Consider the following 15505-nt stretch of genomic DNA (forward strand, 5'->3'; position numbering starts at 1 on the left):
GCAGGATATTCGGGCCCCCAGCGTGGCCTGCCGCCGAGACAGCCGCAAACCCGTCGGCCCGGCCCGCGCCGCAACAGCATCGCTAGGAGGCTTGTGCCCTTCCTGATGCAGGCACTCCGGGGATGTCCAGGGAGGCTGCCATGCCCGAAAGCGCCAGTTCATCTTTGCCGCAGCAGGTCGCGCTGCTGCCTTCGACCTCGACCGAAATCGTCAACACCATGGCACATTACCATCGCGCCGAAATGGCCAGGATGGCCGGGTGGCGCGACCGGATAGACCAGACGAGCAACTGGGCGATCACGGTGGTGGCCGCGATGATGTCGGTGTCGTTGTCGACGCCCAACGCCCATCACGGCGTGCTCCTGTTTGCCATGCTGCTCATTTTCCTGCTGCTTTGGATCGAAGCACGGCGCTACCGCTTCTTTGACGTCTATCGGTCGCGCGTCCGCACTTTCGAACGGTATTACTTCGCACCGATTTTCTCGCCTGAGGCCGGGGAAACCGCAAATTGGCGCCAGATGCTTGGCGACAGCCTCCGGGAGCCGCAGTTTCGCATCTCCTACGCCGATGCCTTCTCGCGGCGGCTGAGACGCAATTACATCTGGATGTTCCTGATCCTGCTGCTCGCATGGGTGCTCAAGATTTCGACGCCCAAGCTGCAGGTCTCCGGCGGCAGCAGGGACCTTGTCTCATCGCTGTGGGAGGTAGCGGCCAATGCCAGCCTTGGCCTTGCACCAGGCTGGTTGATCCTGACAGGCGTCGCGGGGTTCTACTTCTGGCTGCTCTACGTTTCGTTCCGACCGCTTGACGACGCGGCTGAAAGCGCGCTGGCACAGGTCCATGTATGAAGTGGCGAGGCCGCCGGACAGGTGCCCGGCGGCCGCTTCACTCAGCGCATCACATAGACGACGCGCCGCGTCGACGGTTCGACCAGCACCGGCTGGCCGTTCACATAGACGTAGCGGTACTCGGAGTCGGGGATTTCAGTCAGTTCGACTGTATCGGGCAATCCGGCGCCGACGACGACTTCGCCGTCCAGATAGACCGGCTCGATCCGGTTGTCTGTCACATAGGTGCGGACCTCGACGGGGGGATCGATGGCCGGCATGGCTTCGCCGGCGATGATCGCGCCCGTCGTCCCATCTATGACGACATCGGCGCCGCCGGCTGGCGGATCGACGACCACGATGCCTGAATCGGCCGGGCGTGCCGAAAGCACGACCTGCTGGCCGCCGAAATCACCGACCAGATAGTCGGAATAGACCCAGCCCTCGCCGCCTGAATCGGCGACGCTGCACCATTTGCTGCTTTCGAGGCAGCCGCGCAGCGTTGTGGCCTGGCCGGCACCGATGACGCCGACAACCGGGTATTGCGGGCCGGGACCGGCACGGACATTGAGATCGGTGGCCGCCTGGACCGCGACATCTGCAAATGACGGGCCGGAGAAGGCGAGAAGCGCGCCCGCCACAGCGGGAAACAACAGCTTGGTTTTCATTTTTTCGCTCCGTTTTCTTGGTCCCTCAGGAGGCGAAAACGGCCCAAGCACCTGTCGGTTCCGGTCCAGAAGACCGGTTCCGCTCACGAATTGTAGCATGTTCATATGTGCCGGCGTTACGCGGCGAGTTGCGCAATGACCTGCCTGGCCACTGCTTCGCCCGACAGCCTGGCGCCGCCGCAGGTCTGGATCAGCGGTCCTGCAAGGTGCTCGCCGGCAAAGAAGATGCGCTCGCCAACCGGCTGCATCAATGCCGCGCGCGCCCCGGATCGTCCGGGCCGCGCCGCGGCATAGGCACCTCTGACATAACGCTCGGCACCCCAGTTGGTCATCATCGCGCGACCTACATGCCGGCGGGTGCCGCTGCCGAAGATCTCGCACAGCCGGTCCGTGGCGAAGTCGATGCCGGCAGCTTCGCCGGCCGCCGACAGCTCCCAGGCAAAGTCGCCGCCGACAAAACCGACCATCAGGTCGAGGTCGAACGGAAAGCCGAGGAAATAGATGTCATGCCGCGCCGTGCGCTCGACCAGAAGGTCATCGAAGGCATTGAGTCCGAGGCGGCTGCCCCTGATTTCAACCGGCAGCTTGGTCAGCATGCCCATCGGCAGGTCGAAAAACGCGGCCATGTGGCTGTCGGGAAGGGCCGGCGAAAAGACGATCTCCTCGAAGGCCAGTACCCCGGGCGATGCCGTGACGATGGCCGCGCTGGCGCGCAGCGTGCCACGGTCGGTGAGACAGGCGACACCGGCACCGTCCCAGTCGATCCGGGTTACCGGCGTGGCAAGTTCGACCGGTACGTCGGCGCCGAAACGCGCAACGAGTGCGCCATAGCCTTCCCTGGTGAAGTAGTTGGGGTCGAGGTCGGCGGCATTCCTGAAGTCGGCGATGGAGATCTCGTCCTCGTCGGTGCCGAAGTCCATCGGGCCGCAGAAGGTGGCGGCGGCGCGCGACGACCGTCCCTTGGCCAAAAGAGCGCCAAGGCGATCATCCATGTCGCTGTGGTTTTCCAGCAGCGCTGCCATCGCAGCGTCCGCTGCCTTGACCGCCGCTTCCTCGGCCTCGCTCGCCTTGCGGTTGCGATAGTAGAGATGGTCGATGTTCATGTCGTGGTGATGCATCGTCCAGCCGGCGGCCTGAGCCTCCGAGAAATAGGGGTTGCGGTCGGCGGCGTGCAGCCAGGCGCAACCGATGTCGAAGGGCACACCGAAATGCCGGTTGCTGGTCCAGGCGCGGCCGCCGATGCGGTCCATTGCCTCCAGCACCTTGAAGCTCAAACCGGCTGAACGCAGCACTTTTGCCGCCGAAAGGCCGGCAGAACCGGCGCCGATGATCACAACATCGACATCTTTCATGGTTTTTCCCCGCTCTCGCCACATTCACCGCTTGATCGTATGCGAGTTTTTTGCCACCAGCCATTGCAAGACGGTGGGGACGTAAACGCCTTCTTAACGATGACAAGAGAGCGTTCGGCTGGCAACATCCCTCCCAGGGGAATGATTCAGGCATCAGGAGAACGGCATGGCAGTACTTGCCAAGGTGAAGACTTTTGCTGCAGCCTCCGCCGTTCTGGCGGTGACAGCTGGCGGCGCATACGCCGCCCAGTGCGGCAACAACGCGGGCGGCTTCGAGGCATGGAAGGCTGATTTCGCCCAGGAGGCGGCGGCGAACGGCATCAGCGGCAACGCGCTCAACGCGCTTGCCAAGACGACCTACGCGACCAAGACCATCTATGCCGACCGCAACCAGAAGAGCTTCAAGCTCTCGCTCGACCAGTTCATGGCCAAGCGTGGCGGCAAGACGATTGCCTCCAAGGGCAAGACCATCAAGAAGCAGAACGCGGCGCTGTTCCAGAGCATCGAGGCGCGTTATGGCGTGCCGGCCGGCCCGCTGATCGCGATCTGGGGCATGGAAACCGGCTTTGGCGGCTTCCTCGGCAACCAGCACACGCTGTCGGCCGTGGCGACGCTGGCCTACGACTGCCGCCGTTCGGAATATTTCACCGATCAGCTCTATGCCGCGCTCAAGCTCGTCCAGAACGGCACGCTGAGCCCCAGCGCCGTTGGTGCCGCACATGGCGAGATCGGCCAGACCCAGTTCCTGCCGGTCAACGTGCTGAAATTCGGCGCCGACGGCGACGGCAACGGCAAGATCGACATGGTCCGCTCCAAGGCGGACGCGCTGGCCTCGACGGCCAACTTCCTGCGCGGCCACGGCTGGAGCGCCGGCGGCGGCTATCAGCCCGGCCAGGCCAATTTCGGCGCCTTGCAGGGCTGGAACGCGGCCAGCGTCTACCAGCAGGCGATCGCCATCATCGGCGCCGAGATCGACGGCAACTGACCAAGGCGGCCGTTTGGCAGGTGTCAGGATGGTTCGCCATCCTGCTGGCCAAGGGGCGACCATCGGCGCATATTGAATGAACCCGGCGGAGACGTCGGGTTTTTTCGATGCGGCCGAGGAACGAACGATGAACGCTCTCAACGCATTGCCGGGCGACCTTTCCGCCTACGGCAATATTCAGGGCTACAGCCACTACCCCAAGTCAGTCACACCTGGTCTCGCCGTGCCGGCAGGCGGCGGGCTGCTCAAATGGTATGACATTGCCGAAGATTCGACGCCGGTGACGCGCGAAACCTGCGCTTTGGCGCAGCGCTTCCTGGCAGCCGAGACGGCGACCGGGCGCCTCAACCTCAAGGGCGAGCTCGGCTTCGTCATCCTGCACCGCTGCGGCGCCGATTTTCACTTCCTGCTGGTGAGTTCGTGGCGCAATGCCAATGAGATGTGGGAGACGGTCTATGCCAAGACCGCGGACGCTCCCGATTTCTCGCTGTTTGCACTGCCCGGGCCGCACCGGGCGACATTCTGCGTCTGGGAGCTTGCGGCGGTCGACCACGAACGCCAGGCCTTCGGCCGCTATCTGTTTTCAACACGCGACGACGCGGCCAAGCGGGCCTATCTCGCCGACATGTATCGGGGCGAGGCCTGAAACGAAAGGAGGCGCCGAAGCGCCTCCAAACTGCCAGATTTTGGCTGATCTCACCGGTTGCGCGCAGCCAGCGTGCGCAGGCGCAGCGCGTTGAGCTTGATGAAGCCGGCGGCATCCTTCTGGTCGTAGGCGCCCTGGTCGTCCTCGAAAGTGACCAGCTTGTCGGAATAGAGCGACTTTTCGCTCTCGCGTCCGATGACCATGACGTTGCCCTTGTAGAGCTTGAGCGTCACTTCGCCCTCGACATGCTCCTGGCTCCTGTCGATCGCCGCCTGCAACATCTCGCGCTCGGGCGAGAACCAGAAGCCGTAGTAAATCAGCTCGGCATAGCGCGGCATCAGCTCGTCCTTGAGGTGCGCCGCACCACGGTCGAGCGTGATCGACTCGATGGCGCGGTGCGCCGACAGCAGGATCGTGCCGCCGGGGGTCTCGTAGACGCCGCGGCTCTTCATGCCGACGAAGCGGTTCTCGACCAGGTCGAGGCGGCCGATGCCGTTGTCGCGGCCATAGTCGTTGAGCTTGGCCAGAAGCGTCGCAGGCGACAGGCGCTCGCCGTTGATCGAGACGGCATCGCCCTTTTCGAAGCCGATCTTGATGACCGTCGCCTTGTCCGGTGCTGCCTCAGGCGAAATCGTGCGCATGTGGACGTATTCGGGCGCCTCGACGGCCGGATCTTCCAGCACCTTGCCCTCGGAGGACGAGTGCAGGAGGTTGGCGTCGACGGAGAAGGGGGCCTCGCCCTTCTTGTCCTTGGCGACCGGGATCTGGTGCTTTTCAGCGAAGTCGAGCAGGTCGGTGCGCGACTTGAACGACCAGTCGCGCCATGGTGCGATGATCTTGATGTCGGGATTCAGCGCGTAGGCCGACAGCTCGAAGCGGACCTGGTCGTTGCCCTTGCCGGTGGCACCATGGGCGATGGCGTCGGCGCCGGTCTTGCGGGCGATGTCGACGAGATGCTTGGAGATCAGCGGACGCGCGATCGAGGTGCCGAGCAGGTAGACGCCTTCATAGACGGCGTTGGCGCGGAACATCGGGAAGACGAAGTCGCGGACGAACTCCTCGCGCACGTCCTCGATGAAGATCTCCTTGATCCCCATCATCTCGGCCTTCTTGCGCGCCGGCTCGAGTTCCTCGCCCTGGCCGAGATCGGCGGTGAAGGTGACGACCTCCGCATTGAGTTCAGTCTGCAGCCACTTCAGGATGATCGATGTGTCGAGGCCACCGGAATAGGCGAGCACGACCTTCTTGACGTCTTTCCACTTGGACATGGGATCACGGCACCTTTCGCATGCGGCCCAGGGCCGCGTTTTCCCGGGCTTTCTAAGCACGAACGGCGAGCCGGGCAAGGGCGATCATGCCGCTGCGACAGCCTCTCTCTACCTCCACCCCGATCCGCTGCGTGGATCGACCCTCCCCACAAGGGGAGGGTATGAAGCCGCCTTACTTACGCTTCATCGCCTCGAGCAGCGCCGCGCCGAACGCGCCTTGCTGGTCCTGCTTGCCCTGCTGTGGCTTGGACGAGGCGAACTTCATGTCGCGGCCCTTGGCCGGCGCTGCCGTGCGCGGGGCTGCCTCGCCGCCGTCCTTGCGCATGGTCAGCCCGATGCGCTTGCGCGGGATGTCGACCTCGACGACGCGGACCTTCACCACGTCGCCCGCCTTCACCACCTCGTGTGGGTCCTTCACGAACTTGTCGGCGAGCTGCGACACATGGACAAGCCCGTCCTGGTGCACGCCGATGTCGACGAAGGCGCCGAAGGCGGCGACATTGGTGACGGTTCCCTCGAGCAACATGCCCGGCTTCAGGTCCTTGATGTCGTCGACACCGTCGGCGAAGGTCGCGGTCTTGAAGCCCGGACGCGGATCGCGGCCTGGCTTTTCCAGCTCGGCGATGATGTCGCGCACCGTCGGCAGGCCGAAACGCTCATCGACGAACGCGCGCGGATCTATTGCCTTCAGCGCGGCGCTGTCGCCCATCAACTGGCGCAGGTCACGGCCGCAGGACGCCACGATCTTCTTGGCCACGCCATAGGCTTCGGGGTGGACCGACGATGAGTCGAGCGGTTCCTTGCCGTCGCGGATACGCAGGAAGCCGGCGCATTGCTCGAAGGCACGCTGGCCGAGCCGTGGCACGGCGAGCAGGTCGCGGCGCGTGGCAAAGGCGCCCGAGGCGTCGCGATGCGCCACGATCGACTCGGCGAGCGACGGCCCGAGACCGGAGACGCGGGCGAGAAGGGGGCGGAGGCCGTGTTGAGGTCGACGCCGACGGCGTTCACCGCGTCCTCGACCACCGCTTCGAGCGAACGGCCGAGCCGATACTGGTCGACGTCGTGCTGGTACTGGCCGACGCCGATCGACTTGGGTTCGATCTTGACCAGCTCGGCGAGCGGGTCCTGCAGGCGGCGCGCGATGGACACTGCACCACGCAGCGACACGTCGAGATTGGGGAATTCGGCGGCAGCCGTGGCGGACGCCGAATAGACAGAGGCCCCGGCCTCGCTGACGATGACCTTGGTCGGCTTGGGCGCCGGCATGTCCGTCAGCAAGTCGGCAACGAGACGCTCGGTTTCGCGGCTGCCGGTGCCGTTGCCGATGGCGATCAGCTCGACCTTGTGGCGGATGATCAGCCGGGCAAGCTCGGCCTGAGTGCCGCGCACGTCGTTCCTGGGCGGGAAGGGGTAGACGGTGGTGGTGTCGAGCACCTTGCCGGTGGCATCGATGACCGCCACCTTGACGCCGGTGCGGATGCCCGGATCGAGACCCATCGTGGCGCGCGAGCCGGCAGGGGCGGCGAGCAGAAGGTCCTTGAGGTTGCGCGAGAAGACGCGGATCGCCTCTTCCTCGGCGGCCTCGCGCAGATCGCGCATCAGGTCGAGCGACAGCGACAGAGACAGCTTCACGCGCCAGGTCCAGCCGGCGACGGTCATCAGCCACTGGTCGCCGGGCAGCGTCGCGCCAATCGCATAGGCAGCGGCGATCATACGCTCGACCGGCTTGACCGGCGAGGTGTCGTCGGCGTCGATCTCGAGGTCGAGCGACAGCACGTCCTCGTTGCGGCCGCGCAGCATGGCGAGCGCGCGGTGGCTCGGCACCGAGGCCCAGCGTTCGGAATGGTCGAAATAGTCCGAGAACTTGGCGCCCGCCTCCTGCTTGCCGTCGATCACGCGGGCGCGCATGACCGCGCGCTCCTTCATGTGAGTACGCAGGCGGCCCAATAGCTCGGCGTTCTCCGAAATGCCTTCGGCGACGATGTCGCGCGCGCCTTCGAGGGCTGCCTTCACGTCGGCTACGTCGCCGACGACGTAAGGCACGGCCAACTCGGCCGGTACCTTGGAGCGGTCGGCGAGGATCGCTTCGGCGAGCGGCCCGAGCCCGCGCTCCCGCGCGATTTCCGCCTTGGTGCGGCGCTTGGGCTTGTAAGGCAGGTAGATGTCTTCGAGCTCGGCCTTGGTGGCGACGCTGGCGATACGGATCGCCAGCTCGTCGGTCATCTTGCCCTGGCCGGTGATGGATTCGACGATTGCCGCGCGCCGCGCTTCCAGCTCGCGCAGATAGGCGAGCCGTTCGGACAGATCGCGCAGCTGGGTATCGTCGAGGCCGCCGGTGACTTCCTTGCGGTAGCGCGCGACGAAGGGAACAGTCGCACCCTCATCCAGCAGTCCGACTGCCGCAATGACCTGCTCGGCCTTCGCATTGATCTCGGCTGCGATGATCGCAGCGATTTTCCTGATGTCGCCAGCCATGGAATCCTGGTGCCTGTTGAACGGGTGCGCGAACATAGTGACTGCCGGGGCGAACGCCAAACGGCCAATCATGCCCGCCTGTTCAAGGTCCACAGGAAAGCGGCCATCCTGCGGCAATCGGCGCAAAGTCGGCGGAACATTTCATGCCGCGCATCTGTATGATCGCCCTCCGTGAATCGAGGAGCGGAAAGCATGAAATTCGATCGGGTCCTGTTTACCGCCGGCGCTGTTTTCGGCGCAGCGGGCGTGGCACTTTCGGCAGCGGCGAGCCATGGCGGCAGCACCAACGTCGCGACAGCGGCCAATTTCCTGCTTTTCCATGCGCCGGCGCTGATCGCGCTGTCCCTGGTGGCAGCCCAGAGCCGCATCCTGCACATCGGGACGGCCATCCTGCTGCTGGCCGTGCTGCTGTTCACAGGCGACCTCTTGGCCCGCGATTATCTCGGCCAGCGGCTGTTTCCCTTCGCCGCCCCCATGGGCGGAACCGGCATGATTTTGGGTTGGCTGACGCTCGCCGCTGGTGCTCTGTTCGCCCCAAGGAACAACTAGAAGTCTAGCCGATCCTGTAGGGAAGGGGATGCCTGACATCCCGGTCGATCACCAGCTTGCGCTTGAGCGGCGGCACGGCGCGCTGCTGGCAGTTGGTGCGCTCGCAGATGCGGCATGAGATGCCGATCGGGTCGAAGGCCGTCTTGCTGCCCAGCTCCAGCCCGTCGGCATAGACGAAATCCTGGGCATAGGTGACCTCGCAGCCGAGCGCGATGGCATAGCGCCGGTGCGGCGCGTTGAAGCCGCCGCCGCCCTTGGAGATCTCCGTGGCGATGCAGAGATAGCGCGCGCCGTCTGGCGTCTCGGCGAGTTGGCGGATGATCCGGCCCGGGTCTCGAAGGCCTGGTGAACATTCCACAGCGGACACGCCGCGCCGAAGCGGGCGAACTGCAGCTTGGCGGCGCTGTGGCGCTTGGTGATGTTGCCGGCGCGGTCGATGCGGGCAAAGAAGATCGGCACGCCCTTGTGGCCCGGCCGCTGCAGCGTGCTGAGCCGATGCGCCACCTGCTCGATCGAGGCACCGAAATGCGCCGCCATCAGTTCGAGATCGTGGCGCAATTCTCCGGCCGCGCGCATGAAGGCCTGGTAGGGGAGGGTCAGCGCGCCGGCGAAATAGTTGCGCAGCCCCATCTTGCAGATTTCCAGCGCCTCGGCGGTGCGGAAATCGGCGGTGCGGGCGATCTGCGCCACCTCGGCCTCCATCTCCATCTCGGCGATCTGGAAGGCGATCTGGAAACTACGGGTGGCGAGCGGCGAGTATGGGTTGAGGAACAACACGCCCGACTTGGCATCGAAGCGCCGCAGCGCATCGTCATTGGCCTCGGCACGGGCAATCCGCACGCCGTGCCGGCTGTCCAGATGTGCTGCGAGCGCCGCATAGCTGTCGCGCTCGCCGATGCCGAGCTCGCCGGCCAGCCGCTCGGCCGCCACGTCGAGGCTATGGATGTAGTTGTCGACGAAGTGGAAGAAGTCGCGCACTTCCTCGTAAGGCGTCGGCTCGGTCAGGCCGACGCTCTTGCCCAGCGTGTCGTCGAGGCTCGCCAGCTGTTCCGAAGTGCGGCGATAGGCCTGGTGCGCCGAGATCAGCGCACGGGCAAAACCCGGCGCGTTCTGCGTCACCAGTTTCAGTTCCTGCAGGTTCGGCGCATAGTTCTCGAACAGCGGATCGCTCAGCGCCTCGGTCAGCGCCGACAACAGCCGGTCGCTGTCGCCTTGCGAAATCTCGGTGATGTCGATCTGGAACTTTTCGGCGAGCGCCAGCAGCACCGAGGCCGAAACCGGGCGCTGGTTGTTCTCGATCTGGTTGAGATAGCTGGTCGAGATGCCGATGCGTTCGGCGAAGCTCGCCTGCGTCGCCTTGTTGGCGTCGCGCAGCTCGCGCACCTTGCGGCCGATGTAGAGTTTGCGTGACACCATGTTTGCAATTTCGCAATTTACAGTTCTCATATTTGTATATTACGCTTTCGCACACTTTCAACTGTTTTCCTGCGCGCGCCACAGGGCTATTGCGCCAACTTCGCTGCTTGCCGCTGACGCGGCGAGAGGCCATTGTTTTCAAACTCGTAGCGCGGGAGAAAGCTCATGACGCTCTACCAAGCCGTCGCCGACAGGCAGACCAGCCGGCTCACCACAATGGACGTCGTTGCCGTCGTCGCGGGTTCACTACTCTTGACGTTGTCCGCAAAGGTCCAGGTGCCGTTCTATCCCGTGCCGATGACCATGCAGACGCTTGTCGTCATCGGCCTCGGCCTGGCGCTCGGTCCGGTGCGCGGTGCCGCTGCGGTGACACTCTATCTGGCACAGGGCGCGCTTGGCTTGCCGGTCTTCGCCGGCACGCCGGAAAAGGGCATCGGCCTCGCCTACATGATGGGCCCGACCGGCGGCTATCTCCTTGGCTACCTGCCTGCCGCCTTGCTCGCCGGCTGGCTGGCCGAGCGCGGCTGGGACCGTAACGTCTTTACCGCCATGCTTGCGGCACTGCTCGCCGGCGCCGTCATCTACGTGCCGGGCCTGCTCTGGCTCGGCGGCGTCATCGGCTGGGACAAGCCGGTTCTCGCTTTCGGTCTCTATCCCTTCATCCCGGGCGACATCGCCAAGGCCGTGCTTGCGGCCATCGCTTTCCCCGCCGCCTGGAAATGGCTTTCCGCAAAGGGCATGAACTGATGCGCGCCGTACTCGAACAACTGGAAGCCCGCCGCGCCGAAGCCCGCCTCGGCGGTGGCCAGAAGCGCATCGACGCCCAGCATGCAAAGGGCAAGCTGACGGCGCGGGAACGCATCGACGTCCTGCTCGACGAAGGCTCGTTCGAAGAGTTCGACATGTATGTCACCCACCGCACCACCGAGTTCGGCATGGCCGAGCAGAAGGTGGCGGGCGACGGCGTCGTCACCGGCTGGGGCACCATCAACGGCCGCCTGGTCTATGTCTTTTCGCAGGACTTCACCGTGCTCGGCGGCTCGCTGTCGGAGACGCACGCCCAGAAGATCTGCAAGATCATGGACATGGCGATGCGCAACGGCGCGCCTGTCATTGGCTTGAACGACTCGGGCGGCGCCCGCATTCAGGAAGGCGTTGCCTCGCTCGCCGGCTATGCCGACGTGTTCAAGCGCAATGTAGACGCCTCGGGCGTGGTGCCGCAGATCTCGGTGATCATGGGCCCGTGCGCCGGCGGTGCCGTCTATTCACCTGCCATGACCGACTTCATCTTCATGGTGCGCGACAGTTCCTACATGTTCGTCACCGGTCCCGACGTGGTGAAGACCGTCACCAACGAGATCGTTACCGCCGAGGAACTGGGCGGCGCGCGCACCCACACCTCGAAATCGTCGGTCGCCGATGGCGCTTATGAAAACGACATCGAAGCGCTGGAGCAGGTTCGCCTGCTGTTCGACTTCCTGCCGCTCAACAACCGTGAAAAGCCCCCTGTTCGTCCGTTCCATGACGATCCCGCGCGGCTGGAGAAGCGCCTTGATACGCTGATCCCCGACAGCGCAGCCAAGCCCTACGACATGAAGGAGCTGATCCTCGCCATCGCCGACGAAGGCGATTTCTTCGAGATCCAGGAAGCCTTCGCCAGGAACATCATCACCGGCTTCATGCGCATCGAGGGCCAGAGCGTCGGCGTCGTCGCCAACCAACCGATGGTGCTGGCCGGCTGCCTCGACATCGACTCTTCGCGCAAGGCGGCGCGCTTCGTGCGTTTCTGCGACGCGTTTTCGATCCCGATCCTGACGCTGGTCGACGTGCCGGGCTTCCTGCCGGGCACGGCCCAGGAATATGGCGGCGTCATCAAGCACGGCGCCAAGCTTCTGTTCGCCTATTCGCAGGCGACCGTTCCGATGGTCACGCTGATCACGCGCAAGGCCTATGGCGGCGCCTATGACGTCATGGCGTCCAAGCATATCGGCGCCGACATCAACTATGCCTGGCCGACGGCCGAGATCGCGGTGATGGGTGCCAAGGGCGCGACCGAAATCCTTTACCGCTCGGAACTCGGCGACGCAGAAAAGATCGCCGCGCGCACCAAAGAATATGAAGAACGCTTCGCCAATCCCTTCGTCGCCGCCGAGCGCGGCTTCATCGACGAAGTGATCATGCCGCATTCGTCGCGCCGCCGCATCGCCCGCGCCTTCGCCGCCCTGCGCGGCAAGAAGGCCGAGGCGCCGTGGAAGAAGCACGACACGATACCGCTGTGAGGGGCGTTATGAGCGATAATGAAACTTCAGCAAAGTCGACCGTAAACCTTGATCTAACTGCAAGCACCAAGGCTGAGTTTAAGGCTGAAATACGCGCTGAGGTCCCCACGACTTCAATGGGTAGATTGGTAGATTCGTTGACTGACATCATTCGACCTTTCTCTGAATCTAGAGGACTTCGAGCTGATCACCTACGTCTTCAACGGGAAGACGTCCTGATTCAAATTGCCCGAAAAGCCAGCGAAAGGCTTCGGCATGAGCAAATTAGTATTCAGCCCGTCTCCAATAAAATCCTTGTTCCTTTTTTGGAAAAGGCCTCGTTAGAAGACCCTACCGATGAGGAAATGGTTTCACGATGGGTCAATTTATTGGCTTCGGCGGCATCGGGTCAGTCATTTCCACCGAGATTGGTATCTACCCTCTCGGAGATGGAAGCCCAAGACGCCCGTTTACTCGAAACGATTTACAGGACGAAACAAATAAAGGAAGGCGTAAAAGAGAGATTATTTGCTTTAGGCGCTGAAGTTGAACCGTTCAATGCGGTTACAAAACACTTTACTTCTTCTGTAATCTACGACGGTATTCAAGACAAGAAAATTCCAGGTAACGCAATATTAGACTATCTTACAGTACTATTGTCAGGACATGGAATATATATGATCTTCGCTGGATATGGTAAGAGACAAAATTACCCCCTCCCCAAGATCATCGATGAGTCATCAATTGCAAGATCTATTGAAGTATTAAGCGCATTGTCTTTGATTCAAAGGGACACAGCGAAAGGATTTCTTGAAAAATATCACTACGATGTACAATTTTATCAAATAACTCCCCTCGGAGTTATGTTGTTAAGTGTGTGCTCGCAGGAAGCAGCGCGCGAAATTAGTGCAATGCGACAGCCTAGGACTGCATAATGTTCAAGAAAATCCTCATCGCCAATCGTGGCGAGATCGCCTGCCGGGTCATCAAGTCGGCCCAGAAACTCGGTATCGCAACGGTCGCCGTCTACTCCGACGCCGACCGCGAGGCATTGCACGTGAAGATGGCCGACGAGGCCGTCCATATCGGGCCGGCGCCGTCGAACCAGTCCTACATCGTCATTCAGAAGATCATCGACGCCGTGCGCCAGACCGGCGCCGATGCCGTGCATCCGGGCTACGGCTTCCTGTCGGAGAACTCGAACTTTGCCGAAGCGCTGAAGGCCGAGGGCGTCGCCTTCATCGGACCGCCGCCCGTTGCCATCGAGGCGATGGGCGACAAGATCACCTCGAAGAAGATCGCGGCTTCCGCCGGCGTTTCGACCGTGCCGGGCCATATGGGCCTGATCGAGGACGCCAGCGAGGCGGTGAAGATCGCCAACCAGATCGGCTATCCCGTGATGATCAAGGCCTCGGCCGGCGGCGGCGGCAAGGGCATGCGCATTGCCTGGAACGACGCCGAGGCGCGCGAGGGCTTCCAGTCGTCGAAGAACGAGGCCAAATCCTCCTTCGGCGACGACCGCATCTTCATCGAGAAATTCGTCACCCAGCCGCGCCACATCGAGATCCAGGTACTGGGCGACCAGCACGGCAACCTGCTCTATCTCGGCGAGCGCGAATGCTCGATCCAGCGCCGCAACCAGAAGGTCATCGAGGAGGCACCGTCGCCCTTCCTCGACGCCGAGACCCGCAAGGCGATGGGCGAGCAGGCCGTGGCGCTGGGCAAGGCCGTCGGCTACTTCTCGGCCGGCACGGTCGAGTTCATCGTCGACGGAGACCGCAACTTCTATTTCCTCGAGATGAACACCCGCCTGCAGGTCGAGCATCCGGTGACCGAGCTGATCACCGGCATCGACCTCGTCGAGGAGATGATCCGCGTCGCCGCGGGCGAAAAGCTGCGCTTCGCCCAGGATGAGGTGAAGCTCAACGGCTGGGCCATCGAGAGCCGGCTTTATGCCGAAGATCCCTACCGCAACTTCCTGCCGTCGATCGGCCGCCTGACTCGCTACCGCCCGCCTGTCGAGGGCAAACGCGACGACGGTACGGTCGTCCGCAACGACACCGGCGTCTTCGAGGGCGGCGAGATCTCGATGTATTACGACCCGATGATCGCCAAGCTCTGCACCTGGGCGCCCGACCGCCTGACGGCTGTCGAGGCGATGGGCCGCGCGCTCGACGACTTCGAGGTCGAGGGCATTGGCCACAATCTGCCGTTCCTGTCGGCGGTCATGGACCATCAGCGCTTCCGCGATGGCCGGCTGACCACCGCCTACATTGCCGAGGAATTTCCCGACGGCTTTACCGGCGTGGCCCCGACCGAGGCGGACGCCCACAAGCTCGCCGCAGTCGCAGCGCTGGTCAACCAGTTCACCCAGCGCCGCGGCGCCCAGATTTCGGGCTCGCTCGCCAACCACCAGCGCCCGGTCGGCACCGACTGGGTGGTGACGCTCGGCGACTTCACGCTGCCGCTGCAGGTCAAGGACGGCGCCGACGGCACGGTGGTCGCGTTCGACGACGGCACGGCCCTTGCGGTTTCGAGCGACTGGATGCCCGGGCACTTGCACGCCAATTTCGCGGTCGGCGGAACGTCCATCGGCGTCAAGGTCTCGCGCTCGGGCACCGGCTGGCGCCTGCGCTGGCGCGGCATGGACGTGGTGACGCATGTGCGCAGCCCGCGTGTCGCCGAACTGGCCAGGCTGATGCCGGTCAAGCTGCCGCCCGACACCTCGAAGATGTTGCTCTGCCCCATGCCGGGCGTGGTGACATCGATCCTGGTCAAGGCGGGCGACGAAGTCGAAGCCGGCCAGTCGCTGGCGACCGTCGAAGCGATGAAGATGGAGAACGTGCTGCGCGCCGAGCGCAAGAGCACGGTCAAGCGCGTGGCTGCAACGGCGGGCGAAAGCCTCGCTGTCGACGAGCTGATCATGGAGTTCGAGTGATGGCGCATGGCGCCCTTTCACCCTCCCCCTGTGGGGAGGGTCGATCCGCGAAGCGGAGCGGGGTGGGGGTCTGACGACCGAATCCATCGCCGCAGGAACTCGACTTAGCCCTCTTACCCCCAC

General features: G+C 63.6%; 11 protein-coding genes and 2 pseudogenes. 8 read left to right on the forward strand and 5 right to left on the reverse strand.

Features of this window, described 5'->3' with window-relative positions; all coding sequences use genetic code 11:
* Nucleotides 1-122: 122 nt before the first annotated feature.
* Nucleotides 123-848 (forward strand): DUF2270 domain-containing protein, encoded by a 726-nt coding sequence (locus WHT83_RS04055; RefSeq protein ID WP_108606189.1) that lies wholly within the window; start codon nucleotides 123-125, stop codon nucleotides 846-848.
* A 41-nt stretch (nucleotides 849-889) separates the two neighbouring features.
* On the opposite strand, the gene WHT83_RS04060 is transcribed toward WHT83_RS04055, so the two are convergent.
* Nucleotides 890-1495 (reverse strand): DUF1236 domain-containing protein, encoded by a 606-nt coding sequence (locus tag WHT83_RS04060; RefSeq protein ID WP_183263360.1) that lies wholly within the window; start codon nucleotides 1493-1495, stop codon nucleotides 890-892.
* 116 nt (nucleotides 1496-1611) lie between these two features.
* Nucleotides 1612-2847, reverse strand: coding sequence for a flavin monoamine oxidase family protein (locus WHT83_RS04065; protein WP_406873036.1), 1236 nt, complete (start codon nucleotides 2845-2847; stop codon nucleotides 1612-1614).
* A gap of 166 nt (nucleotides 2848-3013) precedes the next feature.
* On the opposite strand from WHT83_RS04065, the gene WHT83_RS04070 reads away from it, so the two are divergent.
* Entirely contained in the window at nucleotides 3014-3832 is an 819-nt protein-coding gene (locus WHT83_RS04070; RefSeq protein ID WP_108606186.1) for a lytic transglycosylase domain-containing protein, read from the forward strand.
* A 127-nt stretch (nucleotides 3833-3959) separates the two neighbouring features.
* Nucleotides 3960-4478, forward strand: a complete 519-nt coding sequence (locus WHT83_RS04075; RefSeq protein WP_406873037.1) for a hypothetical protein — start codon at nucleotides 3960-3962, stop codon at nucleotides 4476-4478.
* A 50-nt stretch (nucleotides 4479-4528) separates the two neighbouring features.
* Here WHT83_RS04075 and WHT83_RS04080 read toward each other — a convergent pair whose 3' ends face one another.
* Nucleotides 4529-5746 carry an argininosuccinate synthase gene (locus WHT83_RS04080; protein ID WP_183263357.1) on the reverse strand — a complete coding sequence of 406 codons (1218 nt, stop codon included), beginning with the start codon at nucleotides 5744-5746 and terminating at the stop codon, nucleotides 4529-4531.
* 286 nt (nucleotides 5747-6032) lie between these two features.
* Nucleotides 6033-8221, reverse strand: a pseudogene (locus WHT83_RS04085) (Tex family protein); the annotation flags it as partial.
* A 192-nt stretch (nucleotides 8222-8413) separates the two neighbouring features.
* Between WHT83_RS04085 and WHT83_RS04090 the strand changes: the two are divergent.
* Nucleotides 8414-8770, forward strand: coding sequence for a DUF423 domain-containing protein (locus WHT83_RS04090; RefSeq protein WP_318763163.1), 357 nt, complete (start codon nucleotides 8414-8416; stop codon nucleotides 8768-8770).
* A 4-nt stretch (nucleotides 8771-8774) separates the two neighbouring features.
* On the opposite strand, the pseudogene WHT83_RS04095 reads toward WHT83_RS04090, so the two are convergent.
* Nucleotides 8775-10186 (reverse strand): annotated as a pseudogene (locus WHT83_RS04095) (short-chain fatty acyl-CoA regulator family protein).
* A gap of 165 nt (nucleotides 10187-10351) precedes the next feature.
* Here WHT83_RS04095 and WHT83_RS04100 point away from each other — a divergent pair.
* From WHT83_RS04100 to WHT83_RS04115, 4 genes are read left to right on the forward strand one after another with little or no spacing between them, the layout of a single operon-like run.
* Complete coding sequence (locus WHT83_RS04100) at nucleotides 10352-10933, forward strand: biotin transporter BioY (RefSeq protein ID WP_406873038.1); 582 nt, start codon at nucleotides 10352-10354, stop codon at nucleotides 10931-10933.
* A complete protein-coding gene (locus WHT83_RS04105) occupies nucleotides 10933-12465 on the forward strand; it encodes an acyl-CoA carboxylase subunit beta (protein WP_406873039.1) in 1533 nt (510 codons plus the stop codon). The genes WHT83_RS04100 and WHT83_RS04105 overlap by 1 nt, the downstream gene beginning before the upstream one ends.
* Nucleotides 12466-12473: 8 nt before the next feature.
* Entirely contained in the window at nucleotides 12474-13379 is a 906-nt protein-coding gene (locus tag WHT83_RS04110; RefSeq protein ID WP_406873040.1) for a hypothetical protein, read from the forward strand.
* Nucleotides 13379-15382 carry an acetyl-CoA carboxylase biotin carboxylase subunit gene (locus tag WHT83_RS04115; RefSeq protein WP_406873041.1) on the forward strand — a complete coding sequence of 668 codons (2004 nt, stop codon included), beginning with the start codon at nucleotides 13379-13381 and terminating at the stop codon, nucleotides 15380-15382. The genes WHT83_RS04110 and WHT83_RS04115 overlap by 1 nt, the downstream gene beginning before the upstream one ends.
* The last annotated feature ends 123 nt before the right edge of the window (nucleotides 15383-15505 follow it).

The organism is Aminobacter sp. P9b, from assembly GCF_045345995.1.
Classification (GTDB): Bacteria; Pseudomonadota; Alphaproteobacteria; order Rhizobiales; family Rhizobiaceae; genus Aminobacter; species Aminobacter niigataensis.